Origin of the sequence: Mucilaginibacter sp., assembly GCF_039921305.1 — a bacterium.
GTDB lineage: Bacteria > Bacteroidota > Bacteroidia > Sphingobacteriales > Sphingobacteriaceae > Mucilaginibacter.
Genome location: NZ_JBDSCA010000080.1, coordinates 53,793 through 80,413, shown reverse-complemented (window position 1 = coordinate 80,413; position 26,621 = coordinate 53,793). Strand labels below are relative to the sequence as shown.

Here is a 26,621-nt window from a genome sequence, read left to right as displayed (position 1 = left end):
CCAGCTAAAATCAGGAACGAAGTTTGGCGGGTAGCCTGCGCCAAATACATTGGCACTTACGCCTACTACAGTACCGGTGTTAAACATGGTGTTGATTCCGGTTTTTGAATGATCGCCCATAATTAGGCCACAAAACTGCAAGTTTGTGCTGCGATACCGCCCACTGGGATAATCCCAAAGTTTAACTTCGGCATAGTTGTTTTTAAGGTTGGAGTTATTGGTATCGGCGCCTAAATTACACCACTCGCCTATTACAGAATTGCCCAAATAGCCCTCGTGACCTTTGGCGGAATATCCCCATAGTATAGAGTTGTTCACCTCGCCACCAATGCGACAGTATGGGCCAACCGTTGTTCCGCCGTAAATCTTAGTACCCATTTTCACCTGCGAGTTGTTACACAGCGCGAATGAGCCACGGATATGTGTCCCTTCCCAAACCTCGGTACTTTTGGCCAGATAAATAGGGCCCAGTTTAGAGTTAAAGGTTGAGCATTCGGCTTCGGCACCTTCTTCAGCAAAAAAGTTATCGCCAATAAAAGTATTGGTTGAGCTTAATGTGGCGCTGGTGCGGCCTTTTGTTATCAGTTTAAAATCGTTAGCTATTTCAGCAGCGTTGTTTTTGAAGATATCTTCGGGATACTTCAAGCTAATGAAATTACCTGAGTAATTTACCGACTTGTATTTTGCAAAGTCGGACGCTTTAAATGCTTTGGCATCCGATTCATTAAGCTTTATCGCGATAAGCAAACCATCTTTAACCAAAGCCTTGCTGCCATGTAGCGCGGCTATGGCGTCTATCAGGGCTTCGTCCGGGCAAACCGAACCGTTGATGAACAAATTACGATCTTCAATTTTAAGCGGGAATTTGACTTGCAAATAGGGCTCGGTTAAAAAAGAGTAGCCTAATTTAAGCGCGGTTGCCCATTTTTGAGCTATAGTTACAATTCCAATGCGTAAATCGGCAACGGGACGGGTGTAAGTTAGCGGTAATAAGGTATTGTGTGCGTTATCGTCGAACAGGATGATTGCCATGCGACAAAAATAAAAAAAGTCCCGACTGGAAAGCCGGGACTTTGAAATATTTATTCAATAGATACTGATTATCTTTTGTAACGTGTTTTGAATTTATCAATACGACCGGCAGTATCAATCAACTTCATCTTACCAGTAAAGAACGGGTGCGATGTGTGAGAAATTTCTAACTTAACTAAAGGGTACTCATTACCGTCTTCCCATTTAATGGATTCTTTAGTGTCTATGCATGATTTTGTTAAGAAAGCGTAGTCGTTCGACAAGTCTTTAAAAACAACAAATCTATAGCTGGATGGGTGCAAATCTTTTTTCATCTTATTATATTCCTTTTCAAAAGAGGCGCAAATATAGCTTTTTTAATTAAATAGTAAAAATTAATAAGCTAAATTTATCAACAATTTAAAAGTGGTTATCAATTGTATAATTTATTGCTTTTTAAATGTATAAGGCAAGTTGTTAAACTGCCCACTTGTTACGGCGTTTGACGTGATAGATACCACATTGCCGCTACCATCATAAGTATATAGCGTTGTATTAAAAGAGAATGTACCGGTAATTAGTTTTTTGGCAACATCAATAGATGAGATTGTAACATAGGCCCCCTTTAAACTACCTACCGGCTTAGATACGCCACTGGTTATGGTATAGTAATTGGGCTTAAAGGTAGTAGTATCCGAATAGGTTTGGGCTATTAATGTGCTATCGAGTGCTGTAGCTGCTTGCGTAAGGTTCAAAACTACTTTATGCGTACCGGCGGTATCAGTAGCGGTACAGGTAAATGTTTTAGTTTTAGCCGTTGCGTTATAAGTTAAAGTTGCGCTAACGGTTTTTGGCGTCCACAAGGTGCCGTTTACATACGCATTAAACAATACGGTGCTGGTTGTTGTAGTGGTATCGGTTGTATCGGTACTGTCTGACTTTTTGCAAAATTGCAGTAACACTGCTGATAATAATAGTACAATGAGTAAGGAACGTTTTTTCATCCGGGCGTTTTATAGTGTTAAAGCTGCAAAAGTATCTATTTATATGAAATTATGATGAACATTTGGTTTAGAAATGGTTTGGGAACAATTATTTAACTAAAATTAACAATTAAACAGCGATATGCTATTCTATGCAATCTCCTGGCAAAGCTCTATCAACACCCCATTGGCGCTTTTAGGGTGCACAAAGCAAACCAGTTTATTATCGGCACCGGGCTTGGGTTCGTCGCTTAAAAGGGTGAAACCTTCGGCTTTTAGTCGGGTCATCTCGGCGCGTATATCCGCTACAGCAAAGGCGATATGATGAATACCCTCGCCCTTTTTATCAATAAACTTAGCTATCGCACTATCGGGATGGGTAGCCGTTAAAAGTTCAATTTTATTGGGTCCGGTTTGCAAAAACGCGGTTATTACATGTTCTGTTTCCACGGTTTCTGTTTTGTATACCGGGGTGTTTAAAAGGTTTTGATATACACCTTTAGCCGCTTCCAGATCACGCACCGCAATACCAATATGCTCTATCTTATCCATGTCCAAATATTGCAAATTAATGACTACCAAACACTATTTTGACCATTATTTTGGAATGATTATAAATTATGTTACTTATATTTGCAGTGTTAATTATTACATAATCGGATTTAAACGATGAACCTTCCAATATATTTAGATAACAACGCCACTACCCCGATGGATCCAAGGGTTTTAGAAGCTATGCTGCCTTACTTTACCACTAAGTTTGGTAATGCCGCAAGCCGCAACCACCCTTTTGGCTGGGTAGCCGAAGAAGGCGTTGATTATGCCCGCGAACAAGTTGCCAAATTGATTGGCGCGAACGAGAAAGAAATTATCTTTACTTCGGGTGCTACCGAAAGCGATAACTTAGGTATCAAGGGTGTTTTTGAAATGTACAAAGAAAAAGGTAACCACATCATTACCTGTACCACAGAGCATAAAGCTGTTTTAGATACTTGCAAACACGTTGAAAAACTGGGCGCGCGCGTTACTTACTTAGATGTTCAAAGCGATGGTTTAATTAACCTTGCCGACCTTGAAGCTGCCATGACACCGGAAACTATTTTGGTTTGTATCATGTACGGTAATAACGAAATTGGTGTGATACAACCCGTTAAAGAAATTGCCGCTATTGCTCACAAACATGGCGCTTTGTTTATGACGGACGCTACACAAGCGGTTGGTAAAATACCGGTTGATGTAATTAAAGACGGTATTGATATCCTTGCTTTATCGGCACATAAAATGTACGGACCTAAAGGTGTTGGCGCGTTATACGTTCGCCGTAAAAACCCAAGGGTTAAAGTTACCGCTCAAATGGACGGTGGCGGTCACGAACGCGGTATGCGTTCTGGTACCTTAAACGTAGCCGGTATTGTTGGTTTGGGTAAAGCCTGCGAAATTGCCGGTTTAGATATGGAAGCCGATACTATCCGCCTATCTGCGTTGCGCGATAAATTAGAAAAAGCATTGACCGTGTTAGAGGAAAGCTATGTAAACGGAAACGTTGAGCACCGCTTACCACATGTTGCCAATATATCGTTCAAATATGTTGAGGGCGAAGGTTTGATGATGGCCATGAAAGATTTGGCTGTATCATCAGGATCGGCTTGTACTTCGGCATCGTTGGAGCCATCATACGTTTTGAAAAGCTTAGGCTTATCGGATGACTTGGCGCACTCTTCTATCCGTTTCGGTTTAGGTCGTTTTACAACAGAAGAAGAAGTTGATTACGCCATTGAAGTAACTTTGAAAGCTGTTAACCACTTACGCGAGTTATCGCCACTGTGGGAAATGTTTAAAGAAGGCATTGACCTTGACTCGATTGAGTGGGCAGAACACTAATATAGTTGTCAGTTGAGGGTTGCGAGTTGTCAGTTTTAAAAACAACTTCACACTAAAAACAACTGAGAACAAACAACTGAGAACTGATAACAATAAAACAAATAACTAAATACAAAAGCCATGGCTTATTCAGATAAAGTAATTGATCATTATACCCACCCACGCAACGTTGGTACTTTGGATAAAAGTAGCAACAGCGTAGGTACAGGCCTTGTTGGCGCACCTGAGTGCGGCGACGTAATGCGCCTTCAGATTGAAGTTAACGCTGATAACGTTATCACCGATGCTAAATTCAAAACCTTTGGTTGCGGATCGGCTATCGCGTCATCATCATTAGCTACCGAATGGTTAAAAGGTAAAAGCATTGACGATGCCATGAAAATTGACAACATGGATATTGTTGAAGAATTAGCTTTACCACCGGTAAAAATCCACTGCTCTGTTTTGGCAGAGGATGCCATTAAGGCAGCGATTAACGATTACCGTGTTAAAAACGGTATGGAAGCTTTGGTAAGCGAAAAAGCTCACCACTAAGAAATATCAGATGTTAGATATGGGGTTTACGAATCTCGCATCTAACATTTTTTACATTGCACTGTTTAGACTTAAACTAAATTAACAGGAAATAGTCTAACTTTGTAGAGATTAGTGAGAAAGACCTTTGTCTCACGTCTCAATACTAATAGCTAATACAATGGTTACTATAACAGATAAAGCAAAAAGCAAAATTGATCACCTGATGCAGGATGCAGGCATGGATGCCTCGTATTTCTTGAGGGTATCGGTTCAGGGTGGAGGCTGCTCTGGCTTATCATACAACCTTGATTTTGATAACGAAGAAAAAAAGGGCGACCAGTTTTTCGAAGATCGTGGTATCAGGATGGCTTTGGATATGAAGTCGTTTTTATACCTGGCGGGTACCGAGCTTGACTTTACCGACGGTTTAAATGGCAAGGGCTTTAACTTCCACAACCCAAATGCGACCCGTACTTGTGGTTGCGGCGAAAGTTTCTCGGTATAAAGTACTCAGATATTTAAAACATATAAAAAGGCTTGTGGTTAATACCGTAAGCCTTTTTTATTGGGTAATAGCATGAGCAGCAAAACATTGATCCTTTTAGCCAGTCACCATCGCGAAAGCAACACGGAACAATTTGTGCAAGAGATTTATGGCGATAACCCATATCAGTTGATTAACCTGCTTGACTATCATATCCAATCCTACAGCTATAGCGGGCAGTACTCAACCGATGATGGTTTCATGAACGTGATTGCTACCATGCAGGAGTATGATGATTATGTATTTGCTACTCCCTTATACTGGTACAGCATGAGCGGCCTGATGAAAGACTTTTTTGACAGGTTAACCGATTTAACAACCGAAACTCATAAAGAGCTTGGTAAGGCTTTAAAAGGCAAATCGGTATCGGTTATTTGCGCCGGGAGTGATCCTCAACCACCGCTTGGTTTTGAACAGCCTTTTATGCTAACGGCTCAGTATTTTGGGATGATTTTTAAGGGAGTTAGCTATAAGGCGTTTGTGAAGTAAACGTTTATTATCTTGGTTTATACATTTTGGGTAATTGAAATAATTTAAGTAAATCTTGTTAGATAGATTAATAGAATTAATGCCTTATAACATTTCCTACAAATAATAAGTAACTTAGCCTTAATTAAACCTAATTACATGGCTATTATCATTTCTACCTCCACAGGTAATGTAGCATTAATCGACTTACCACAAGAATGTCCGTTTTGCCACAAGTCGATTACCCCCACTGCAAAATCTGGCCATATAGGGAAAGAGCTACAGGTGCTAATGCTTTGCCCGAACAATTCATGTAAAAACTCATTTATTGGGTACTACAATTCAGTCGGTGTCAGTGGTTATAGATTTATTCATTCATCAAAAGGGGAAATAGTAAAATCTCAATTTACCAAAATTATAAATGAAATATCCCCCAATTTTTCAATTATTTATAATCAGTCTTTTTATGCTGAACAAGAGAACCTTTTAGAAATCTGTGGTGTGGGCTATAGAAAAGCACTAGAATTTCTCATAAAGGACTATTTAGTTTCTAAAGACCCTGATAACAAAGACAAAATTGAGGTTAAACTATTAGGTAGGTGCATTGATGAGCACATTACCGACAACAACATTAAAACAGTTGCCAAGAGAGCAGCGTGGTTAGGTAACGACGAAACTCATTATATTAGAAAGTGGGAAGGTAAGAACTTAAATGACTTGAAAAAATTAATTCAATTGACTATTCATTGGATTGAAATGGAGGCATTAACAAAATCTTTCGAAGTAGAAATGCCAGGCTAATTACCATTTCTTACTACAACTCTTTCCTCAACCTCGCCACGGGTATATTCATTTGCTCACGGTACTTGGCAACTGTCCTCCGTGCGATGTTATAACCTTTATCTTTCAATATTTCGGTTAATTTTTCATCTGCTAAGGGATGGTGCTTGTCTTCGGCGCCAATGAAATTTTCGAGTATCTTCTTTACCTCTTTGTTGGATACCTCTTCGCCGCTTTCCATTTGGATCGCTTCGCTGAAGAATGATTTGAGCAGGAAGGTACCGTGCTCGGTTTGTACGTACTTGGAGTTGGCTACGCGCGATACGGTGGAGATATCCATGCCTATCCTATCGGCAATATCTTTTAATATCATGGGGCGCAGGTTACGGTCATCTCCCGTAAGGAAATATTCGTATTGGTACTGCATAATGGCATTCATGGTTTTAAGCAGTGTTTGCTGCCGTTGTTTAATAGCATCAATAAACCACTTGGCCGAATCTAACTTTTGCTTTACAAATTGAACCGCCTCACGTAGTTTTTTATCCTTTTGGGATGATTTATCGTAATGCTCAAACATATCCTGATATGAGCGGCTTACGCGCAGCTCAGGGGCATTTTTGGAGTTGAGGGTAAGTATCAGCACACCATCGTTATTGCTGATGTGAAAATCGGGTATCACCTGCATTTGCTTGGTGTTTACCTCGTTGCTATCGCCCGGTTTGGGGTTCAGTTTTAATATCTCGTTCACCACAGCTTTCAACTCTTCGGAAGTCATACTTAACTGACGTTCCATTTTATCGTAATGTTTGCGGGTGAACTCGTCAAGGTATTGTTCAACAACTATAATAGCTTTTTTGATGATCGGGTCGTTAGGATCCTTTTTGCGGAGCTGGATCAGCAAGCACTCCTGCAAGTCGCGCGCGCCAACACCGGCAGGATCAAAGCTTTGGATCAGCTTCAACATCTCTTCTACCTCTTCGTCCTCGGCCATTACATTTTGCGAGAAGGCCAGATCATCCGTTATCGACATGATGGCTCTCCGCAAGTAACCATCATCATCCAAACTACCGATGATTTGCTGCCCTATCTGGAAGTCTTTATCAGATAAGGGAACCAGGTCCAACTGTGCCTGCAAACTCTCAAAAAACGAAGATTGGATAGCTATTGGGATCTCTTTACGCTCTTCGTCATCGTCGCCATTTTGGTCATAACGTGAGCCGTAATCGTTTACATTATCATCCTGTAAATAATCGTCAATGTTAAACTCGTCAAAATCACTTTGCTCGTTATCATCCTTATTATAGCTATCATCATCAGGGTCCTTATCGGGATAAGCTTCCTCGGGCTCACTCATGTTGGATAGGCTAAAATCTTCAAGGGCCGGGTTTTCTTCCAGTTCCTCTTTGATACGGGTATCTAACGACACGGTGGGTACCTGCAACAATTTGATAAATTGAATTTGCTGCGGCGATAACTTTTGTAAGAGCTTTTGTTGTAAATTTTGTTTTAACATAACAGAGGCACAAAAATACATTAATTAGCCGAAGAATAAAGCAAGCCATGAGGCTCATTTCATATTCTGACAGATATGTAATTTTTTATAGATAACGGGATTTTATGAAATGATAAACTAAACAAATTGAAAATTGTTCGGTTTATTTGTAAATTAGTTTAAACAATATAAGCCGCACAAAGCATGAGTATAGTAAAAGAATTTAAAGAGTTTGCCGTAAAAGGCAACGTTGTTGACCTGGCAGTGGGGGTTATAATCGGTGCAGCTTTTGGTAAAATAGTTACATCCTTAGTAACTGATGTTATTATGCCACCGATAGGATTACTCTTAGGTGGATTAGATTTTAAAGATTTAAAGATTCATTTAAAACCCGCAGTGGGCAAAACTCCCGAAGTATCTATTAATTATGGCATGTTTATCAATACAGCAATTGATTTTTTAATTATAGCCTTTGTGATATTCCTGGTGATAAAAGGCATTAATGCCATGAAACGTAAAGAAGAAGCCGCACCAGGTGCCCCGCCGGAGCCAACTAAAGAAGAAATATTATTGACAGAAATACGCGACCTACTGGCAAAAAAGGCCTAATTACAGCTATTGAGCCACTAAAATCACCCTATTGTTGATATGTGGATAATTTTAGCATAAAATCAATATGTCTGGTTTGATATTTGAAAAAAGTACGCTATATTTGCGCTCTTGTTTTTTAGAACAACGAATATAATAATATAGTCATGAAAAGAACGTTTCAGCCTTCTCAACGTAAAAGAAGAAATAAACACGGGTTCCGTGAGCGCATGTCAACAGCAAATGGTAGAAGGATTTTAGCTTCACGCCGTGCAAAAGGCAGAAAAAGATTGTCAGTATCTGACGAGCGTCGTCACAAAGCATAATACTTAAATTGCTTTCCCATTAAAATGGGGACTGGTGCCGGCATATTTATATAATACACGGTACTTAGCAATAGTATGTATACATTTAAAAAAGAAGAACGGTTATGTAATAAAAGGCTAATAGACGGGCTTTTTCATAACGGTTCTTCTTTTTTATGTTATCCCTTTAAGGTTTCGTGGGCTGCCGCTCCGGCAGGTCAAACCGTTCCGGTGCAGGTAGTTTTCGCTGTAGCAAAAAAACGCTATAAACGCGCTGTTGATCGTAACCTGATCAAACGCCGCATGCGCGAGGCTTTTCGCCTGCTTAAGCAACAAGCACTGTACGATGCCTTGAAGGCTTCGGATAAAACCATCCTGCTATCCATTGGCTTCATTGGTAAAGAAATTGCCGACTATAGCATGATGGAAAAGAAAATGCTCAAAACCTTATTACAAATTAGTACAGCGGCTACATCTGCCACAGCATGAAATTTATCCTCAACATATTGAAATCAATTGTTGGTGGTTTATTTATTGCACTAATTAAAATTTATCAATTAATACTATCTCCACTTTTGGGCGCGCAATGCCGCTATACTCCTACCTGCTCGCAATATGGTGTGGAAGCTATAAAAAAACATGGCGCATTTAAAGGCGGATGGTTAACTTTGAAACGTATTGCCCGCTGCAACCCCTGGGGTGGCCACGGGCACGATCCTGTTCCATAACAACAATGAGCTTAATCTTACTTATAGAAACCGCTACCACATCATGCTCCGTTGCTTTGGCAGAGGCTGATGCGATAATCGCTTTACGCGAAATTGACCAGCGTAATATTCACGCCGAGGTGATTACTGTTTATATTGACGAAGTTTTTAAAGAAACCGGCAAACTGATAGCCGATATTGATGCCGTTACGGTTAGTTCCGGCCCTGGTTCATATACGGGTTTGCGTATTGGCGTATCTACCGCTAAGGGTTTATGCTTTTCGTTAGATAAGCCTTTGATCACTATTGAAACATTATCATCAATGGCGCATGGTTTAATTGCTCGTGGCGAGGTTGAAATAACACCTAACACATTACTTTGCCCTATGATAGATGCGCGCCGTATGGAAGTTTATACAGCCTTGTTTGATAGTACGGGGAAAGAAATTAAAGCTACCGCTGCCGAGATAATTGACGTGAATAGTTTTGACGATGTATTGGCTAAAAATGAGATTATATTTTTTGGCGATGGTGCCGAGAAATGCAGAACCACATTGAGCCATCAACCCAATGCGATATTCGTGGATGGGTTTTCAAATTCGGCGCGCGACCTGCTGGTGCCCGCGATTCAAAAACTAAACCATCAGGATTTTGCCGATGTTGCATATTTTGAACCCTTTTATTTAAAAGACTTTATTGCGGGAGTTAAAAAGCAATAAAGTATTGATAACTAATAAAACTGTGATTAAGAAATACATAAAACGGGGATTAGATTTATATAAATTTGATTAACTGGTACTACTATTTTATTTGCAAAACCATTACTACTGGTAAAGCGATAGTCTTATAAAACGTTTTTTGCAGTGGAAACTACTTTCATTATTTTTTTATCAGGTGTTATATTGATACATACAACAATTGCGCCCTAATTCACACACAACTATTAAATAGCCTAGACATTGCTCTGTGAGCAATGTCTAGGCTATTGTTTGTATATTTCAGCAATAAACACAACTAAGCTTAAGGTTTACGCGCGGGAAACATATTCCCCATACTGTGAAAAATAAAACATGGAAGAAATAGAAGACCCCACCGAATCACTTCACGAGCATATACACGAGGGCGCTCATCACGCCGAAGCGGAAGGTAATAAATGGATAGTTTATGTGGCCTTAACTACAGCTATCATTGCCGTACTATCGGCCATTACAAGTTTGCTTGCCGCGCACCATGCTGATGAAAGTATGCTGAGCCAGATACACGCCAGCGATCAATGGTCGTACTACCAGGCTAAAGGCATTAAAACCGAAATCTTAGTATCGGACGGAAAACTTTTGAAAGCGATGGGAAAAGAGCCTATTGCCGCCGACGAGGAAAAGATAAAAGAGAATAAAAAGCAGCAGGAAGAGATCATGGAAAAGGCCAAGGAGGCCGAAGCCGAATCGCACCGTGATGTTGAGGCGCATAATACCTTAGCACGGTCGGTTACTTTGTTTCAGATCGCGATCGCTATCGGGGCAATTTCAATATTGATCAAAAAACGTATTTACTGGTTTATTAGCCTGGGGTTTGCGCTGTTCGCTGCTTTCTTTTTTGTGTTGGAGGTTTTGGGGAGGTAGGCTAACTTACTTTTCTTCCCTACCTGTCATTGCTGGTACGAAGCAATCGCGAACTATGCAAGTCCGCTATTGATGGCGAATACGGCTCCGTGCGATTGCTTCGTACCTCGCAATGACACGGGAGATTAGTAATCCCAATCTAAACAGTCTTCTCCGGCGGGCCGTAGAACTTTAAGCCCATAATACCAACGATGATCATCAGGATAAAGCAGAACTCTATTACAGATACTTTTTGTTTGAAATAAAGCAATTCGATCAATTTCAATACAATGATGGTCATGGCCGTCCAAACTGAATAGGCGGTTGAGTTCGACAGCGTTTTTAATGCAAGTGAGAAGAAAAAGATATTACCTACCCCGAAAAGGATATAACCTAAAAGTGGGATAAGGGCCGGTAAACCACCATCCATTTTATAAAAATTATCAAACCTGATGGTTTTTAATTGAGCCAGACTGAAGTACTTAACAGAGTAAGTCCACAGGGCTTCGAACAATGATGCGATCAACAAAAATAACCAGCGCAATTTGGTAAATGTGTATTAGTGAATGATAATTAGCTTAGTAACCTGCAATATATAAAATTGTTTTAAAACTCCTGCAATTCCGGTTCATCAGTTTTTATAGACTCTGAGGGATGCCTTGACGGTGGTAATGGACGGGGTATGGGCATTAGCGGCATACCAAACATTTTCCGGAAAAAGTTCATGATATTGGGGCGCAGGTTATAATACCGGGCAAACCATTTGTGTTTTAACATCTGTTGCTCGTCAAATCGCTTTACCGAGAAGGCGTGCTGCAAAAAGTAATCGCGTGGGTAATCATAATGCAAACCCCAGTTCTCCGGTTCGTTACCTGGCTTAAAACCAGGGTCGTAAGCGGTACCGAAAAGGTGATCCCAGATGGCGAACTTGGTGCTGAAATTGGCATGAAAAACCTCTTCATAGTTGGCATGGTGCCACAAGTGCAGTTCGGGCGTGTTAATGAGGTATTTAAGTTTGCCCAGTTTTACATTGATATTGGCATGAATAAACATTCCCTGTACGGCATCAAACATGGCCTTTATTGGGATAACGATTGAATACGGCCCAAGCAAAATAATGATGGGCGCGAACTCGATGGTTTGGTTAATGATGATCTCGAGCGCGTGTGAACGTGAGCCAGCCATAAAATCGACATGTTTGCCACTATGGTGCGCCTCGTGCGTACGCCAAAAGAACGGGCTGTAATGCTGAAAACGGTGGAAGAGATAAATATACAGATCGTGTGTGATCACAAAAAAAGCGACCTGCAGCCAAACCGGCCATGCTTGAAACGCTTTGATACCATCCCAATGCACGTGCTGCTGCATGGGCGAAATGATGTAATCAAATATGAGGATCTTTAAAAAGAAGCTTTGAATCAGCGTGTACCAGATCAGATCAACCCAAAAACCATCACGAAAAAAAGGCAAACCTTTGCGGTATGGTGCAATACGTTCCCAGGTAATCATGATCACTATCCAGCATACCATGATGATGGAAGTAATTAAGGTTACGTGATTAAAATGTTCCTCGGCTGCACTCATCGATTTCTATTTCTTTTAAAGATTGTGTCATTGCGAGCGATAGCGTGGCAACCGCACGGACGCCGAGCCGCCATACAGGGCGAACAATGCTTCCGTGCGGTTGCTTCGTGCCTCGCAATGACACAGTTTAAGTCAGCGTATATTACTTTGCACCAGCCGGCGTGTTGATATTAACGCGTAAACGTTTCATCGGGCCAATTTCGCTTTCGTATACTTTCTTTACTCCATCGCCCAAAGCGGTTTCCACGTCGCGGATATCGCGTACCAAACGCTGAAAACCTTGTGGCTCAACTGATGCGGCATGGTCTGATCCCCACATGGCGCGGTCTAACGTAAAATGGCGCTCAACAAAGGTTGCGCCTAATACGGCGGCCGCCTCGGTGGTAGCTAAGCCGGTTTCGTGGCCAGAATAACCTATTGGTGCTTCAGGATATTTAGCTGCTAATGTTGGGATCATTTTCAGATTTAACTCTTCTGGTTTACATGGGTAAGCCGAAGTTGAGTGAGCCATCATTACCGGATAGTTCGGGTCAAAATCATAAACCAGTTTCATCGCGTCTTCTATCTCAGTCATGGTTGACATGCCTGATGATAACATTAACGGACGACCGGTAGCTATTATTTTCTCGATCAATGGAAAATCTGTTAACGAAGCCGATGCCAATTTGTAAACCGGAGTATCAAATTGCTCCATAAAATCAACAGAATCAACATCCCAAACAGATACAAACCAATCAATACCCAACTCTTTACAATGGGCAGCAATAGCACTGTACTCTTCAACACCAAATTCGGTTTTGCGTTTGTAATCAATATAGCTCATACGGCCCCAGGGGGTATCGCGCATAATTTCCCATTGGTCTTTTGGCACACAAATTTCCGGTGTACGTTTTTGAAACTTAACAGCATCTACATGCGCAGCTGCGGCCTCGTCAATTAATTTTTTTGCAATATCCAGCGATCCGTTGTGATTAATACCGATTTCGGCAATAATGTAACAAGGCTGACCGGCGCCTATTTTACGACCGGTATTTAAACTGATAACTTTACTCATTTTAGTTTTTATTACTATTTGATTGAACCGAGATTATTAACTCGGCGAATTCTCTGAAACATCCTTTGCCACCATCGGCCTGGCAAACATAATCTACTGCATCGCATACAAAAAACAATCCATCAGCGGGGCTGGCGGTAAAACCTACCATCGCCATAATCTCCAAATCGTTGGCATCATCGCCTATATACGCAATCTGCTCAGGCTGCAATTCTAAACTTGTTAATATATGGCGCAATACCGCAGGTTTATCTTTTATGCCCAAATATAGCTGGGTTATTTTCAATTTTTCGGCACGTTTGGCAACCGATGGAGATAGCTCGCCGGTGATTATCCCGGTTTCTATCCCTGTTAAATTACGCAGGCGCTCTACTCCCATCCCATCGCGAATGTTGAACTTTTTTAACAGTTCGCCATTCTCGCCATAGTAAACTCCGGCATCGGTTAAAACACCATCGCAATCGGTTATCAATAGTTTAACTTTTGATACCTTAGCTATTTGCTCATCGGTTAAATGTGCAAATGGAGTGGTTATTTGTTTTTGCTGATCTGCCATTATATCGCCGTCCAGCCTCCGTCTACAACTAAATTAGCGCCCGTCATATATGCTGATGCATCACTGGCTAAAAACACCAATGCACCCTGATAATCATCAGATTTTGCCATGCGGCCCAGTAAGGTTTTGGCAGAGTAATTTCCTATAAAAAACTCATCCTGGCTGTTTTCAACACCACCCGGCGAAAGCGTATTTACCCTCACTCCTTTATTACCCCAATAAGCAGCCAAAAAGCGTGTGAAGTTTATTACAGCGCCTTTGGTTACCGGGTAAGCGGCAGATTTATAAAAGGTTTGCTCGCCACAGCTATTTTTGTAAATGCTTTGATCCGGACCAACCATACCATAGGTAGATGCCACATTGATAATGCTGCCGCTACCTTGCTCGGCCATTACGGTGCCCAATATTTGTGAGCATAAAAACACACCTGTAACATTCACATCCAACGATTTTTGAAAGGCATCCAAAGGATAATTCTCAAAAGCCGAAAGTTCCGCGGCCATTGCGGGGTTCTCGAACATGTCGTTTATTGCGGCGTTGTTCACCAATATATCTATCGAACCGTATTTGGCTACAATAATATCACGGGCAGCTTTTAATGAATCCTGACTGGTTACATTAACGCCTATGCCCAAATGGTGTGCGCCTAACTCATGAGCGAACATTTTAGAATACTCTTCATTAACATCGGCAACAACCACGTTGGCACCGGCATGAGCCAGCGCTTCGCAATGTTTTTTACCGATAAGGCCCAAAGCACCGGTTACAACCGCTATTTTACCTTTTAGTGAGAACAGATCAGTCATGATTTAAACCGTCGCTTTTTTAGGCTTGATATTGTAATCGCTCACCTTGCGGAAAACGGCTTCAAGCACTTCGCCTTTCAGGTAGCTTTTTACATTTCCACTTTCGATAGCTTCTTTCATTATCGGCATTACATCGCGGTAAGCTGTTAGTGTGTAAGCTAAGTCTTCATCGCTGTGGCTAAAACACATGTTGTGGAAACCTGCCCATAGCACACCTCGTTTGATCATTTCCTGCTGCATTAAGGCTTTTACTTCCAATCCGTTACCGGCATCAGGTGTAAAGGTTACCATTGAGCGGCAGTTATAGCCAACACATTTGGTGTATTTATCCATACCGGTTTCTATCGCGATCTGGTTGTAACCGTCTTTCATTACGGCACCTTTTTCGTCTAAGTATTGCGGTACATTTTTGTCTTGAAGTTCTTTTATTGTAGCGATTGATGCAGCCAATGATAAAGTTTCGCCACCAAAGGTGGTATAGCTAAACACTTCTGAATTGAACAGGTCCATTACATCCTTACGGCCAGTCAATATCGCGATAGGCATACCGTTAGCGCAAGCTTTTGAGTAAACGGCCAAGTCAGGCTTCACATCAAAATATTCCTGCGCACCACCAATGGCTATACGAAAACCGGTCCACATTTCGTCGAAGATCAACAGCGTACCGTTTGCTTTACAAACTTCGGCAAGCTCTTTCAAAAAGCCCGGTTTCGGAGCCTCGAAAATGAATGGTTCTAATATTAAAGCGGCAACGGTTTCATCCAATGCTGCTTTAATGCTTTCGATATTGTTGTAATCGAAAGTGTAAGTCATGTTCTGGATAGATTCCGGGATACCGGCGTTACGGCTGGTAACACCGATATACCAATCATGCCAGCCATGGTAACCACAGCAAAATACAGTTTCGCGACCGGTAAAGGCACGTGCCACACGGATAGCTGCCGAACAAACATCGGCACCGGTTTTAGAGATTTTTACAGCCTCTGCATTCGGAATGATGGATTGGATCAGTTCAGAAAACTCAACCTCTAAAGGATGCATTAACGAGAATGTGATACCTTCTTCCAGTTGTTTTTTGATGGCTTCGTCAACCGCTGGATAAGCGTAACCTAAAGAGATTGGGCCGATAGCAGCATTGAAATCGATATATTCGTTACCGTCAACATCCCAAACGTGTGAGCCTAAGCCCTTTTGGATATATTTTGGCGCTACACCTTTTGTCCACTGGCCGGGGCCCTTGGCTAAAGTTTGTGTAACCGGAGCCTGCACTTTAAGCGCGCGCTCATACATTTCGTCAGATTTGGTGATCACCGGATAATCGGCGTTGAATTTTACGGTATTTGGCATTTTATGTTGTTTAAACGTTGTAAAGTTGGAATATTGAAACGTTTGAATGTTATTAAGACTTGTACTTTTGTTATTTGTTACTCGGCAAACTCTGGGGTTGCAATTTCGGGCTGTATCGCGTTGGTAGTGTGGCCCAAAATCTTTTCGGCAATTTGCTTGCCGGTGAATCCTTCGTATTCTAAAACGGCAGGCAGTAAAGCTGGCTTGAACCATTTACCATCTAAACCGTAAGGCATAACTTTGGCAGTGGTTTGGTGCTTCAATAAGGTTTCGGCCACTATGCTGTATAAACCACCTGTGTTAAAGTGATCTTCGAGCGTTACAACCAGTTTTGATGTTTTAGCTACCTTAATGATAGCTGCTTCATCAACCGGTTTAAGGCTGCGCATGTTTACTAAACCTACAGACAGGCCTTGCTCTTTTAATATATCAACAGCTACTAAAGCTTGCTCAAATAATAAACCGTAGGTTAAAATGGTTACATCTGTTCCTTCGGATATCACTTCGGCTTTGCCAATCTCAAAGGGGCTATGGTTATAAGTGGTTTGGCGGGTGTTGATACGTACGTAAGCCGGGTTTGGTGATGCCCAGATGGCTGGCAGCATACCTACCAGATCCTGCTCATCCGCCGCAGCGAAAACAGTTACGTTAGGGATACCACGCATAATGGAAATATCTTCAACAGCCTGGTGGGTAGGGCCGTTACCATCCGACAAAAAGCCGGGGATAAACGAGCTCAACTTTACAGGAAGGTTCGGGATACCCGCATCTGTGCGGATAAACTCAAAAGCGCGCATACTTAAAAAGGTAGCCAGCGCGTGCAAAACCGGGATACGGCCACGCAAAGCTAAACCGGCAGCAGCGCCAACCATGGTTTGCTCGGTGATACCGGTATCAACAAAACGTTTACCCAATTTGGCGGGCAGATTGCGTACCAAAGCACGGTTCTCGGCGGTCATCACCACAAAGCGATCATCTTCGAGGGCGAGTTTGGTTAATAATTCTTCGTACGACATATTATCTTACTACTAATGTTTCTGATGTTAATTGGGTTACTTCTTCTCCGGCAAGCTCTTTTAAAAGCGACTCAACTTCTTCGCTGTTAAAGTTACAGAACCAGCGGTCGGCACGGGCCTCGATGCTTGGCAGGCCTTTACCACGAACGGTATCGGCAATTACTACGTTCAGCTTACCTTCTTCAAAAGGATAAGCGTTGAACGCGCCACGCAGAGCGTCAAAATCGTGACCATCAATCCGTTTAACGGCTGCACCAAATGCGGTAAATTTATCGTGTAACGGCTCTAACGGAATCAAGTCCTCAGTTGCCATATTAGCCTGGAACTGGTTACGGTCAACCACAAAGATCAGGTTATCCAGTTTGTGTGCTCCGGCAACTAACACGGCTTCCCAACAGCTACCTTCGTTCAGCTCGCCATCACCTAAAATACAGATAACCTTGTTTTTGCCACCACGCATTTTAATATCCAAAGCCACACCCAAAGCTACCGAAGGCAAGTGCCCCAGTGAACCTGAGTGAAACTCGATACCATCAATTTTGGTGTTAGGGTGCCAGTAAATATTATCGGAAGTTGAGAGGTGATTTTTTAGCCTTTCGGGATCCATTAAACCGATCTCGGCAAAGGTGCCGTAAAGGGCGGGTACATCATGACCTTTAGAAAGGAACAGATAATCGCGGTTCGGATCCTCTAAGTTATCTTTATTGATGTTTAAATATTCGGCGTAGAGGTAAACAATTAAGTCGGTTGCGGATAAAGAAGCGCCGACAAAGCAGCCCCCATCGGTTGACATGCGGATAATGTGCTGGCGAACTTTAAACGCGATATCCTTTAAATCACTCATATATAGAAATTATTTATACTTTTTATTAGCGTGTAACAAGCCTCAAATATAGCAAGAATGTTACTGGTTTGATAATGTTTTGGTGTTTTGAGCACCCACCGTTTTCAGCTCATCCAAATGGTTACGGTACCAGTTAACACCGGCATAATCGGCGTTGATCTGATAAATTTCGGGTTTTTGATCTAACAGGACTAAGATGTCACCACACGAAAAGTTTACTTTCCCGGGATATAACTCCTCGTATACGCGATTGATGAAATCGTAATCGGCAGGGTAATCAATGGTGAACCGGTGCGACATGGAATAATCCAAACCAGCGGACCAGGTAATGTTAGCAATGTTGAATTTATCAGGATTTTCCCAGATGTAAGGCGTGGTATGTTCCAGCTCTAACGGGCGACTGGCTTCTCTCCAAGTGCGTTCCAAACAGGCAGCCGTCATGATCTCTACATCGTTACCATCGGGCCATGTAGCGGGGTGCAGGTTGTTCACAAAATCGTAGTCACCTTCATGGTCGAAATAAAAATCTAAAACCTCGTCAATAACGCGCGAATCAATAAGCGGACAGTCGGATGGGATCTTGATCACTACATCGGCATTATATTGCTTACCTGCCTGGTAATGGCGGTCGAGGCAGTTATCCAGGCTTCCGCGATAACAAGGTACGCCAATTACGGCGGCTTCGGCTTCTACAGCATCGTCTTTGGCATCGGTTGATGTGGCTATTACTATCTGCACCTGGTGCTTTACCATTTGCAGACGCTCTATCATCCTGTAAAGTAAGCTTTTACCTAAAATGGGCAGCAGCACTTTGCCGGGCAAACGGCTTGACGACATGCGTGCTTGAACTACAATAACAATATTGGTTGAACCTTGGGGCATGATATAATTAAGCAGAAGCCACTTTTAGTTCGGAGTTATCCGCATATTTAAACAACACCGGGCGGAATTTATAATTTTTGGCAAACTCATCCTTAGGGCCCTTAAATGCTACAAAATCGCGGCAAACGTTGGCTATATTACGGGCAGATGTACCACCGTTTTGAATAGGAACCAAACGGTTCAGTTCGTCGATATCAAAATAAGAGTGAACTTTTTTACCCAGGGCTATACCGGTGTAAACTACGGTTGAGTATTGGGTGATCAACTCGTCACAATTGGCTATCATCTCGTTGGTGTTGCCTGCCTGAAATATCAGGGTGTTGGCCGGGGCATGTTTGCGAATTTCGCGCTGGGCACGGGCAAACTTTTCGTTAGGATGCAGCTTGAACAGCAATTGTTTGCCGTTGGCTATCCGTACACAACGCTTGATAAAAGCGGGGCGGTTTTCAAAACGATAAGTTTCGCGCATATCGGTGGTGGCCACCATTATGTAGTTTTTATACGGAAAATCGTTATTGGTAAATTGTTGCAGGTTATCGTAATTGGGCATCCCGGTAACGATGATCTTTTCGCGATCGGTACCGGATGCTTCTACAAAATTTTTGTAACCCGGCGACGCGGTACAATATACATCGCAAATGTTTGATGATCCGTTTAGCGATGTATCGCAGCTTAACCAAAGTGGCAAACCGAGGGTTTTAACAATGGCGCTTTTTACATTAAACTTATCAATCATCCCCTCTTGTATCCAAATGGTTTTGGCGCTGGTCATCCTTTTCGGGACGATCATATCCGAACAAAAAACAACCAGTTCATAATCGTTCTTTTCGGCGCGGTAATCTATTTGCAGGTTGTGGCTACGCAGGTAGCTTTCTGATTTTGATTTGAAATTGTTACCGAGGGCGCTGCCATCGATAATTTTGGTGTGTTTTAACGCCGTATTGATAATTGGCGAATCGGTAAAAAGATGGCTGAACCAACAATCGTACTCCGGTAACTCCAACGAGATCTGGTGCATCTGAATCGTTTGATTCGGCGATCCGGTAGTAAATAATATCTTCTTTCGCATCTCCACGTGTTAAGTAAAAACTTAATTAGTTTAACAAAAGTATAAAATACCCGCGGGCATTCCATACACTAAGCCGTTTTTTAACTGATTATTGATATTAATTTAATATTCAAATTTTGTAAAATAGTCAGTCAAATTTTACTTTTTGATAAGGCGCAGGTATAAAATTAAAACATTATTAACAAAAACGCATCAAATACTTTTACACATTTAAACGCTGGTTACAGCGACTTTAGTGTTTGATACACTTGCATAATTAAATTTGTAGATGCTGAAAAAGCCAAGCGATACCACAGCGCAGGCCCCGCCAAGTCCCCACCAAAACACCTGGTAGCCATACCAGCCTATAATATGGCTACCCAAATAAGGCCCTAAACTTTGCGCTACCGACCAGGCTATGGTGTATAAGGCGGCATACTCGCCACGGTTGTGAGCGGTGGTACGTACTATCCAGAAAGAATTCATAAAGGGCATGGCCATGATCTCGCCATAGGTAATAAACATTACCACAAACAAGGCACTGAACATGGATGTGGGTAATATATTCAGCAGCATAAAACCCGTGCCTACCATTAATACCCCTATCGGGATGTATTGCATAGCGTGCCTGCGGCCTTCTAAATTATGGATAAGCACCATCTCGGTAAAGGCGATAAGGCAGCCATTGAGGGCCATTAAACCGCCGATGAATTGCTCTGTAAAGTGCCATTGGGTGCGGTAAAACACCGGTTGCATGGTAAACACCTGGAAAAAGCAGGTACCAAACAAAGCGGTTAGTACCACAAACAAAAGGTACAGCTTATCGCGATAAGCGGAAGTGCCTCTCCCGGCTTTATCCACATCCGAAACAGATTTGGTTTTATGTGTAGCCTTTATTCGCGGTATTAATATCAGCAACATTACAGCCGCTACAATGTTGGTGCAGCCATCAACCCAAAACAACAGGTGGAAATTAATACCTGCCAAAAAACCACCTATGGCGCCGCCAAATGCCCATCCTAAATTTACGGCCAAACGATTTAGCGAATATGAGCGGGTTTTATTTTCCTCGTTACTGTAATGCGCTATAGCCGTGCTATTTGCCGGGCGGAAGGATTCGTTACACATGCTCAATACAAATGTACCCACAGCCAAATTGATAAAAGTTGTTTGATAACCCAGCAAAATAAAGAATAGCCCCCCGCTTAGCAAAGCGAAGATCTGAAGATCATAAAAGCCCCATCTATCGGTTATTTTACCGCCTATAAATGCGCCTACTACCGCGCCAACACCAAATAAACCGGCTATTGAACCTGCCTGCGTAATAGTAAAGTGCAGTTGCTGGGTGCAATAGATAGTCATGAAAGGGATAACCATGGTGCCACTCCGGTTAATGAGCATCACCAAACATAGGTACCAGCTATCGCGGGATAAGCCGCTGTAGGCGTTTTTGTAGAGTTGGATAAGCATGGTTTTATTAATTATGTCATTGCTGTAAGGTACGAAGCAATCGCGAACCGTATAGGGTGACCTACATGGCCGCTCTGCCTCCGTGCGATTGCTTCGGTCCTCGCAATGACATGGTTAAACAAAAATAGCGATGGGTTTGAAACCCATCGCTATTTTTATAAAGCAATGTAATTTCTTACCACAAAAACAAGGGAACGTACCAGATGGGCGACACATACCATGGATCGTAATAGGGCTCGTAATATTCTACCGTTTCGTACACTACGGTGTCGCCGCCATCGTTGTTTCCGTTGCGGATATCTTCCTGGCGCTGGTTCTCTTCTTCTTTCAGCAGGTCCATCATCAGGTCGCTTCCCTGGCGTATCATATCTTCCATGGCATCGGCACCAACCTCTTCGGGTTTAATGGCGGTATCAACAATGGCTCCTATTTCGGCCCAGGTATTATCTGATGCCAGGTCCATTTGCCATCCCGCGGAAGCGGTATCAAAACGATTTTCGTTGATGAAGCTCATGAACACGATCTCGGCCGGGTCTATCTTTTTAAACAATGCTACCGCTATGCGCAGATCATCAAAACGTTGATCGTTTTTAAAAGCATCCCATTGGGCATCGTCGCTAAAATCAAAGTATCGCGCGAAAGCGAACTCACCTTTTTCCAGATCAACAAAGCTGAATACATCGTACACCTTTAAATACTCGGTGTAGCGCTGCATAAATTGTGCAAATACGTCTTCGCCTTTGGCTGTTGCCACATAGTTGATGCCCGAGGTGGTTACATAACCTTTAGCCATTAATTCGACAAACAGCGGCTCTAATATTTTATCATCCCCATTGGCAACGGTTTGAAATTTATGTGAACCATTAATTAGCTCGTTGAGCAGAATGATGGCTTTATATGTTTTTTTGTTATCTTCAGTTAGAGTCATTACCGTCGCTTAATAATTTTGGTTTGCTGTTGCTTGCTTCTAAGCGTTTGGCTTTAATAGCCTCTAAAGCGGCCGATGAGCTACCAGCGCCTAAAGCTTTGTTAATTTCCTGCTCGGTTGATAGGGTTGAATCTTCTATCTGCGCGTAAGCAGCCGCGCGGAACTCCTGTGCCGATGCACGCTCGTCCATACGGTTCAGGGTTTGCATCAGGCCATCGGTATCAACGTTTGATAGGGTTTTGTTGATATTCTCGGATACCTGCGCGGTTTTAGCCCGCGATTGGATCATCTTGGCACGGTTCTCGGTTTCGGCTATCTGATCTTTAATTTGTTTGATCTTCAGGTCCATCACGTTAACGGCACTTTCTTCCTTTTCGGCCATACCTTTATATTGGTCGGCTTCTTTTAAAGCATCGGCATGGGCCTGTGCCGCTTTGGCGGCAAGGTCGTTACCTTGTGTAGCGTCTAACTGGCCGGCATCTATCCTATCTAATAAGCCATTGGTTTTGTTTTCCCATTCTTCGGCTTTGTTGCGGGCCTGTAATTCGGCGGCGCGATGCGATAACGCTAAGGCTTTTATTTCGGCTTCGCCTTGTATGGCTTGCTGGTAATTTGACCTCAGTTCGCGAAGGATCTGATCGGCCATTTTTGATGGATCTTCTAATTTATCTACTGCGGCATTAGCTTCTGCTTTGCCTATACGGAATAATCTGTCGAATATGCTCATTATATTACTGGTTTGTTTTAAAGTTGAAATGTTGTAATGTTACAAGGCTATAACCTTGAATACTAAATTATAGTTTTATCTTGATACTTGATACTAACTACTTGTTACTAAAAATTATCTTCTCCTGCCAAAGCTACGGCTGCTGCCGAAACTTCTGCGTGATGATGAACCGCTGCTGAAACCGCTTGAGCGCCTTGAACTACCAAAGCCACCGCTACGAACTCCAGAACCACTGCTACGTGTACCAAATGAACGTTGAGAGCTTGACCCGCTAAAACTGCGGCGTGGTGAACTTACAGCCGAACTTGTAGTTGGGCGATAGTTGCTCACTACCCTACGGCTGGTGTACGAAGCCGGATATGCACCATAGTGATACATTGGCATATAATATGGGTGCGGGCGTAGCATGTAGCTTAACAGCAATATTTCGCCTAAGCCAAAGTGTGAGTGGTACATGTAGTTATCGCCCACGTAGCTTGGGTTACCTTGTATGTTTAAGTCGGCACTGTTGTTATCGGTTGGATTAACGTTAATGCTGGCTACCGTTACCGATTGATCTTTGCTGATATCATCAACCACGGCCAATTGGTTTTTGCCCGGCTCGGTTACTTTAAGATAATCGATACTGCCGTTTTTATCCAGATCAAGGTTATTGATGTTATTTTTAGGGTCGTTAATCGCTTTTTCTAATACTTGTGGATCAGTACTGGTTTTCACCATATCGCCCAGCTTATTTACATCAAAACCTGCGGTAGTGTTGCTCTCGATGCTTACATTATTTTGTTGCGGACGGTTAGAACAGCCTGCCAATACTACAGCGAAGGCAATGCTCACTAATATTTTTTTCATAGATGATTTTTGGTTTGATAAAGATAGAGAATTGGAAGTTTTCATTTCCGTTTTAAATTCTTTTGAATTTAGATGATCGGCTTGGCCGATTGTTACATCAAATATATTCAATTTAACCGTGTGTTTTAAAAATTGTTGTACGCGGCAAATTAACGTTGCATTAAATTACTGGGCAATGGTTATTGGGTAGGCGGTGGTGGAATGTCGGTGAAGTGGATGATTAAGGCGGTGAATAATCCGTGCGGCATTGCCGGAACACGAATCAATGTGGGCTTTGCATACCCTGTACTTCCTTCTTTGTAACAATATCAACACATCAGCACACTACAGGACGGCTCAACAAATCCCGATAATTACATTAGTTTCCTGTAAACCAATTGCTAGATCTGATGCTTACAGATTTTGTTTAATGTAATTATGATGAAGAAATTTCTCTCCCTGACTATATCGGCATTGCTGCTTGTTACGGCGCTTAAATCAAATGCGCAAACTAACCCTCCGGTTACCGTTACCGATGATGGTGCAACTTATACCATGAGCAATGGCTACCTCACCGTGAAAGTGAATAAGGTAAGCGGCGATCTGGTATCTGTTAAAACGCCCAAAACCACTACGCCTAATATTGAGCTGATGGGCTACCAATCCGGTCACCATGCGGGGTATTGGGAACAAAGTCCCGCCAAGGCAGCCCGTTTGGAAGCGGGTATTACTATCGACCCTAAAAATGTGAATGGCGAGCGTGCCGAGGTTTCGGTTAAGGGATATTCGGATGGCAGATCTATCCTCGGGGCAAACCCTACAGCGGCGGGGCAAGGTGGCGGTTTGATCGCCGATCTTGAAATTCGTTATACGCTTGAGCGTGGCGCGCATGGTTTATATACCTACGCCATTTTTACGCATCAGGATACTTACCCGGCTGGTTCGGTGGGCGAATCCCGGTTCGGGTTTAAACTATCGGGGAAAGTGTTTGATTGGTTATCTGTTGATGATCAGCGTAATTTTATTATGCCAACTGGTAAGGATTGGGATGAGGGCACTGATCTGAACATGAAAGAATCGCGCAGGTTAACTACCGGGGTTTATAAAGGCCGTGCCGAGCATAAGTATGATTATTCTGCCGATCAATCTAAGATCCCGGCGTTCGGCTGGTCGTCTACCAAACAAAAGGTTGGTTTGTATATTATCAATCCTTCGTTTGAATATTTATCGAGCGGTCCGCTGCATTTTGAGCTTACCGGCCACCTTGACGATGGCGATGGCGGCGACCCTACCCTGCTGAATTACTGGCGCGGTACACATTATGGTGGCAGCGAATTAAATTTTGCAGCTAACGAGCTCTGGACCAAAGTTGTTGGCCCAATGTTTATATATGTACCTACGGGGAATGACCCTAAAAATTTGTTTACCGATGCAAAAGCTAAGGCTAAAGCCGAGCAGGCCCGGTGGCCCTATAGCTGGATAAAGGGTGTTGATTATCTCTTAGCGGCAGAACGGGCTACGGTAAACGGCCGTGTAAAGTTAGTTGACCCGCAATTGGCTATGCCTAAGTTTTCGAATTTACTGGTGGGATTATCGTTTCCGGATCAGGCGCCTATAGCGCGTTTGCCCCGCCCGCAACGAATGGAAGTACCTTTACCCAAAGCACCTGTTATAGATGAACCTGTAAAAAAACCAGATACCACGAGGGCTCCCAAACTATTGCCCAATGGCAAACGTGCCAACCGGGGTACTTATTTAGCGCCACGATCTAACAGGCCACGGAATTTCAACTTTCAGCCGCAGGCGGTTACCTGGCAAAACGATGCCAAGCACTATGAGTTTTGGACCAATGGTAACGCCGATGGCACCTTTAATATCCAGAACGTTTGCCCGGGTACTTACCAGTTGCATGTTATTTCCGATGGCGTTTTGGGCGCTTATGATGGCATTGTAAATGTAACGGTTACTGCCGGACAAAAGCTAAACCTGGGTACCATTGAATGGAGACCTGTACGTTTTGGTGAGCAAATATTCCAGATAGGAACACCCAACCGGTCGGCTAAAGAGTTTTACAAGGGCGACGACCATTGGCATTGGGGTATGTATATTGAGTATGCCAAATACTTCCCTAATGATGTGAACTTTACGGTTGGTAAATCTGATCCCGCTAAGGATTGGTATATCTACCATGTTCCGCATGATATTGATAATAAACCCGATGGGCGCGACCAGGGCCGCGCCACACCGTGGACCATTAATTTCACCGTGCCGGCCAATTTAGCTACTACGGGTAAGGCCACTTTACGTTTTGGGATATGTGGCTCAAGCGCGCGATCGTTAGATATATCGGTTAACGGAAACAACGTTGGGCCTTTTAGCAATGTTGGTGGCGGTGGTGCCAGCATGATTCGCGATGGTATTGAGGGTACTTGGGTTGAGCGCGATTTTACTTTTGATGCATCGCTGTTAAAGGCGGGCGAAAACACTATTGTGTTAACTATGCCTGCCGGTGGTGTTGCCAATGGGCTTTGTTATGATGTGATCAGGCTGGAGGTTGCGCCGAGTAAGTAAAAACCCCATTGTCATTTCGAACGAGGTAAAAGAGCGGGCAGCGCTCTTTACCGATGAGAGAAATCTTCTGCAAGTGCTTAGTTTACG

The 26,621-nt window shown here is 42.8% G+C and carries 31 protein-coding genes; 12 read left to right on the top strand and 19 right to left on the bottom strand.

Annotation, left to right across the window (positions count from 1 at the left end):
- The 4 genes from ABIN91_RS23490 to mce form a co-directional block, all read right to left on the bottom strand.
- Positions 1-1,032 (bottom strand): putative sugar nucleotidyl transferase (locus ABIN91_RS23490; RefSeq protein WP_348054063.1); only part of this gene is annotated, 1,032 nt, incomplete at its 3' end.
- Positions 1,033-1,100: 68 nt separating this feature from the next.
- Positions 1,101-1,346, bottom strand: a complete 246-nt coding sequence (locus ABIN91_RS23485) for a type B 50S ribosomal protein L31 (RefSeq protein WP_008510416.1) — start codon at positions 1,344-1,346, stop codon at positions 1,101-1,103.
- Between the two features lie 111 nt (positions 1,347-1,457).
- A complete protein-coding gene (locus ABIN91_RS23480) occupies positions 1,458-2,015 on the bottom strand; it encodes a hypothetical protein (RefSeq protein WP_348054062.1) in 558 nt (185 codons plus the stop codon).
- A 129-nt stretch (positions 2,016-2,144) separates the two neighbouring features.
- Positions 2,145-2,546, bottom strand: a complete 402-nt coding sequence (gene mce / locus ABIN91_RS23475) for a methylmalonyl-CoA epimerase (protein ID WP_348054061.1) — start codon at positions 2,544-2,546, stop codon at positions 2,145-2,147.
- 117 nt (positions 2,547-2,663) lie between these two features.
- Here mce and ABIN91_RS23470 point away from each other — a divergent pair, with 117 nt between their 5' ends.
- The 5 genes from ABIN91_RS23470 (at position 2,664) to ABIN91_RS23450 (ending at position 6,204) form a co-directional block, all read left to right on the top strand.
- The gene (locus ABIN91_RS23470; protein WP_348054060.1) at positions 2,664-3,875 is read left to right on the top strand and encodes an IscS subfamily cysteine desulfurase; all 1,212 of its coding nucleotides are present in this window, start codon (positions 2,664-2,666) and stop codon (positions 3,873-3,875) included.
- Positions 3,876-3,995: 120 nt separating this feature from the next.
- The gene (iscU, locus tag ABIN91_RS23465) at positions 3,996-4,409 is read left to right on the top strand and encodes a Fe-S cluster assembly scaffold IscU (RefSeq protein ID WP_348054059.1); all 414 of its coding nucleotides are present in this window, start codon (positions 3,996-3,998) and stop codon (positions 4,407-4,409) included.
- 160 nt (positions 4,410-4,569) lie between these two features.
- Positions 4,570-4,896, top strand: coding sequence for an iron-sulfur cluster assembly accessory protein (locus ABIN91_RS23460; protein WP_348054058.1), 327 nt, complete (start codon positions 4,570-4,572; stop codon positions 4,894-4,896).
- A 72-nt stretch (positions 4,897-4,968) separates the two neighbouring features.
- Positions 4,969-5,424: an NAD(P)H-dependent oxidoreductase gene (locus ABIN91_RS23455; RefSeq protein WP_348054057.1), complete on the top strand. Its 456-nt coding sequence runs from the start codon at positions 4,969-4,971 to the stop codon at positions 5,422-5,424.
- Positions 5,425-5,562: 138 nt separating this feature from the next.
- Positions 5,563-6,204 (top strand): hypothetical protein, encoded by a 642-nt coding sequence (locus ABIN91_RS23450; RefSeq protein WP_348054056.1) that lies wholly within the window; start codon positions 5,563-5,565, stop codon positions 6,202-6,204.
- A 13-nt stretch (positions 6,205-6,217) separates the two neighbouring features.
- On the opposite strand, the gene rpoN is transcribed toward ABIN91_RS23450, so the two are convergent.
- Positions 6,218-7,696, bottom strand: a complete 1,479-nt coding sequence (gene rpoN, locus ABIN91_RS23445; RefSeq protein WP_348054055.1) for an RNA polymerase factor sigma-54 — start codon at positions 7,694-7,696, stop codon at positions 6,218-6,220.
- A 183-nt stretch (positions 7,697-7,879) separates the two neighbouring features.
- Here rpoN and mscL point away from each other — a divergent pair, with 183 nt between their 5' ends.
- The 6 genes from mscL to ABIN91_RS23415 all read left to right on the top strand — a co-directional run bounded on the left by mscL (position 7,880) and on the right by ABIN91_RS23415 (position 10,894).
- On the top strand, positions 7,880-8,284 hold the full coding sequence (gene mscL / locus ABIN91_RS23440; RefSeq protein ID WP_348054054.1) for a large-conductance mechanosensitive channel protein MscL: 405 nt from the start codon (positions 7,880-7,882) through the stop codon (positions 8,282-8,284).
- Between the two features lie 146 nt (positions 8,285-8,430).
- Positions 8,431-8,589 carry a 50S ribosomal protein L34 gene (gene rpmH / locus ABIN91_RS23435; RefSeq protein ID WP_008511763.1) on the top strand — a complete coding sequence of 53 codons (159 nt, stop codon included), beginning with the start codon at positions 8,431-8,433 and terminating at the stop codon, positions 8,587-8,589.
- A gap of 75 nt (positions 8,590-8,664) precedes the next feature.
- On the top strand, positions 8,665-9,057 hold the full coding sequence (gene rnpA / locus ABIN91_RS23430) for a ribonuclease P protein component (protein WP_348054053.1): 393 nt from the start codon (positions 8,665-8,667) through the stop codon (positions 9,055-9,057).
- Positions 9,054-9,296: a membrane protein insertion efficiency factor YidD gene (gene yidD / locus ABIN91_RS23425; protein WP_348054052.1), complete on the top strand. Its 243-nt coding sequence runs from the start codon at positions 9,054-9,056 to the stop codon at positions 9,294-9,296. The genes rnpA and yidD overlap by 4 nt, the downstream gene beginning before the upstream one ends.
- Positions 9,297-9,301: 5 nt before the next feature.
- Positions 9,302-9,994, top strand: coding sequence for a tRNA (adenosine(37)-N6)-threonylcarbamoyltransferase complex dimerization subunit type 1 TsaB (tsaB, locus tag ABIN91_RS23420; RefSeq protein ID WP_348054051.1), 693 nt, complete (start codon positions 9,302-9,304; stop codon positions 9,992-9,994).
- Between the two features lie 351 nt (positions 9,995-10,345).
- Positions 10,346-10,894 (top strand): DUF4337 domain-containing protein, encoded by a 549-nt coding sequence (locus tag ABIN91_RS23415; RefSeq protein WP_348054050.1) that lies wholly within the window; start codon positions 10,346-10,348, stop codon positions 10,892-10,894.
- A gap of 139 nt (positions 10,895-11,033) precedes the next feature.
- On the opposite strand, the gene ABIN91_RS23410 is transcribed toward ABIN91_RS23415, so the two are convergent.
- From ABIN91_RS23410 to ABIN91_RS23345, 14 genes are all read right to left on the bottom strand, one after another.
- A complete protein-coding gene (locus ABIN91_RS23410) occupies positions 11,034-11,417 on the bottom strand; it encodes an SMR family transporter (RefSeq protein ID WP_348054049.1) in 384 nt (127 codons plus the stop codon).
- A 62-nt stretch (positions 11,418-11,479) separates the two neighbouring features.
- On the bottom strand, positions 11,480-12,457 hold the full coding sequence (locus ABIN91_RS23405; protein WP_348054048.1) for a sterol desaturase family protein: 978 nt from the start codon (positions 12,455-12,457) through the stop codon (positions 11,480-11,482).
- Positions 12,458-12,599: 142 nt separating this feature from the next.
- Entirely contained in the window at positions 12,600-13,511 is a 912-nt protein-coding gene (locus tag ABIN91_RS23400) for an N-acetylneuraminate synthase family protein (RefSeq protein WP_348054047.1), read from the bottom strand.
- 1 nt (position 13,512) lies between these two features.
- Complete coding sequence (locus ABIN91_RS23395; RefSeq protein WP_348054046.1) at positions 13,513-14,067, bottom strand: HAD family hydrolase; 555 nt, start codon at positions 14,065-14,067, stop codon at positions 13,513-13,515.
- Positions 14,067-14,873, bottom strand: coding sequence for an SDR family oxidoreductase (locus ABIN91_RS23390; RefSeq protein WP_348054045.1), 807 nt, complete (start codon positions 14,871-14,873; stop codon positions 14,067-14,069). The genes ABIN91_RS23395 and ABIN91_RS23390 overlap by 1 nt, the downstream gene beginning before the upstream one ends.
- Before the next feature lie 3 nt (positions 14,874-14,876).
- Positions 14,877-16,220: an aminotransferase class III-fold pyridoxal phosphate-dependent enzyme gene (locus ABIN91_RS23385; protein ID WP_348054044.1), complete on the bottom strand. Its 1,344-nt coding sequence runs from the start codon at positions 16,218-16,220 to the stop codon at positions 14,877-14,879.
- Between the two features lie 77 nt (positions 16,221-16,297).
- Positions 16,298-17,236, bottom strand: coding sequence for a transketolase C-terminal domain-containing protein (locus ABIN91_RS23380; protein ID WP_348054043.1), 939 nt, complete (start codon positions 17,234-17,236; stop codon positions 16,298-16,300).
- Between the two features lies 1 nt (position 17,237).
- Positions 17,238-18,080 carry a 1-deoxy-D-xylulose-5-phosphate synthase N-terminal domain-containing protein gene (locus tag ABIN91_RS23375; protein WP_348054042.1) on the bottom strand — a complete coding sequence of 281 codons (843 nt, stop codon included), beginning with the start codon at positions 18,078-18,080 and terminating at the stop codon, positions 17,238-17,240.
- Positions 18,081-18,140: 60 nt separating this feature from the next.
- Positions 18,141-18,962, bottom strand: coding sequence for a glycosyltransferase family protein (locus ABIN91_RS23370; RefSeq protein ID WP_348054041.1), 822 nt, complete (start codon positions 18,960-18,962; stop codon positions 18,141-18,143).
- 7 nt (positions 18,963-18,969) lie between these two features.
- The gene (locus ABIN91_RS23365) at positions 18,970-20,031 is read right to left on the bottom strand and encodes a CDP-glycerol glycerophosphotransferase family protein (protein ID WP_348054040.1); all 1,062 of its coding nucleotides are present in this window, start codon (positions 20,029-20,031) and stop codon (positions 18,970-18,972) included.
- A 210-nt stretch (positions 20,032-20,241) separates the two neighbouring features.
- On the bottom strand, positions 20,242-21,480 hold the full coding sequence (locus tag ABIN91_RS23360) for an MFS transporter (RefSeq protein ID WP_348054039.1): 1,239 nt from the start codon (positions 21,478-21,480) through the stop codon (positions 20,242-20,244).
- 175 nt (positions 21,481-21,655) lie between these two features.
- Positions 21,656-22,408 carry a hypothetical protein gene (locus ABIN91_RS23355; RefSeq protein ID WP_348054038.1) on the bottom strand — a complete coding sequence of 251 codons (753 nt, stop codon included), beginning with the start codon at positions 22,406-22,408 and terminating at the stop codon, positions 21,656-21,658.
- Entirely contained in the window at positions 22,395-23,135 is a 741-nt protein-coding gene (locus ABIN91_RS23350) for a PspA/IM30 family protein (RefSeq protein ID WP_348054037.1), read from the bottom strand. The genes ABIN91_RS23355 and ABIN91_RS23350 overlap by 14 nt, the downstream gene beginning before the upstream one ends.
- A 114-nt stretch (positions 23,136-23,249) precedes the next feature.
- Entirely contained in the window at positions 23,250-23,984 is a 735-nt protein-coding gene (locus tag ABIN91_RS23345) for a hypothetical protein (RefSeq protein ID WP_348054036.1), read from the bottom strand.
- Between the two features lie 417 nt (positions 23,985-24,401).
- On the opposite strand from ABIN91_RS23345, the gene ABIN91_RS23340 reads away from it, so the two are divergent.
- Complete coding sequence (locus ABIN91_RS23340) at positions 24,402-26,534, top strand: polysaccharide lyase family protein (RefSeq protein ID WP_348054035.1); 2,133 nt, start codon at positions 24,402-24,404, stop codon at positions 26,532-26,534.
- The last annotated feature ends 87 nt before the right edge of the window (positions 26,535-26,621 follow it).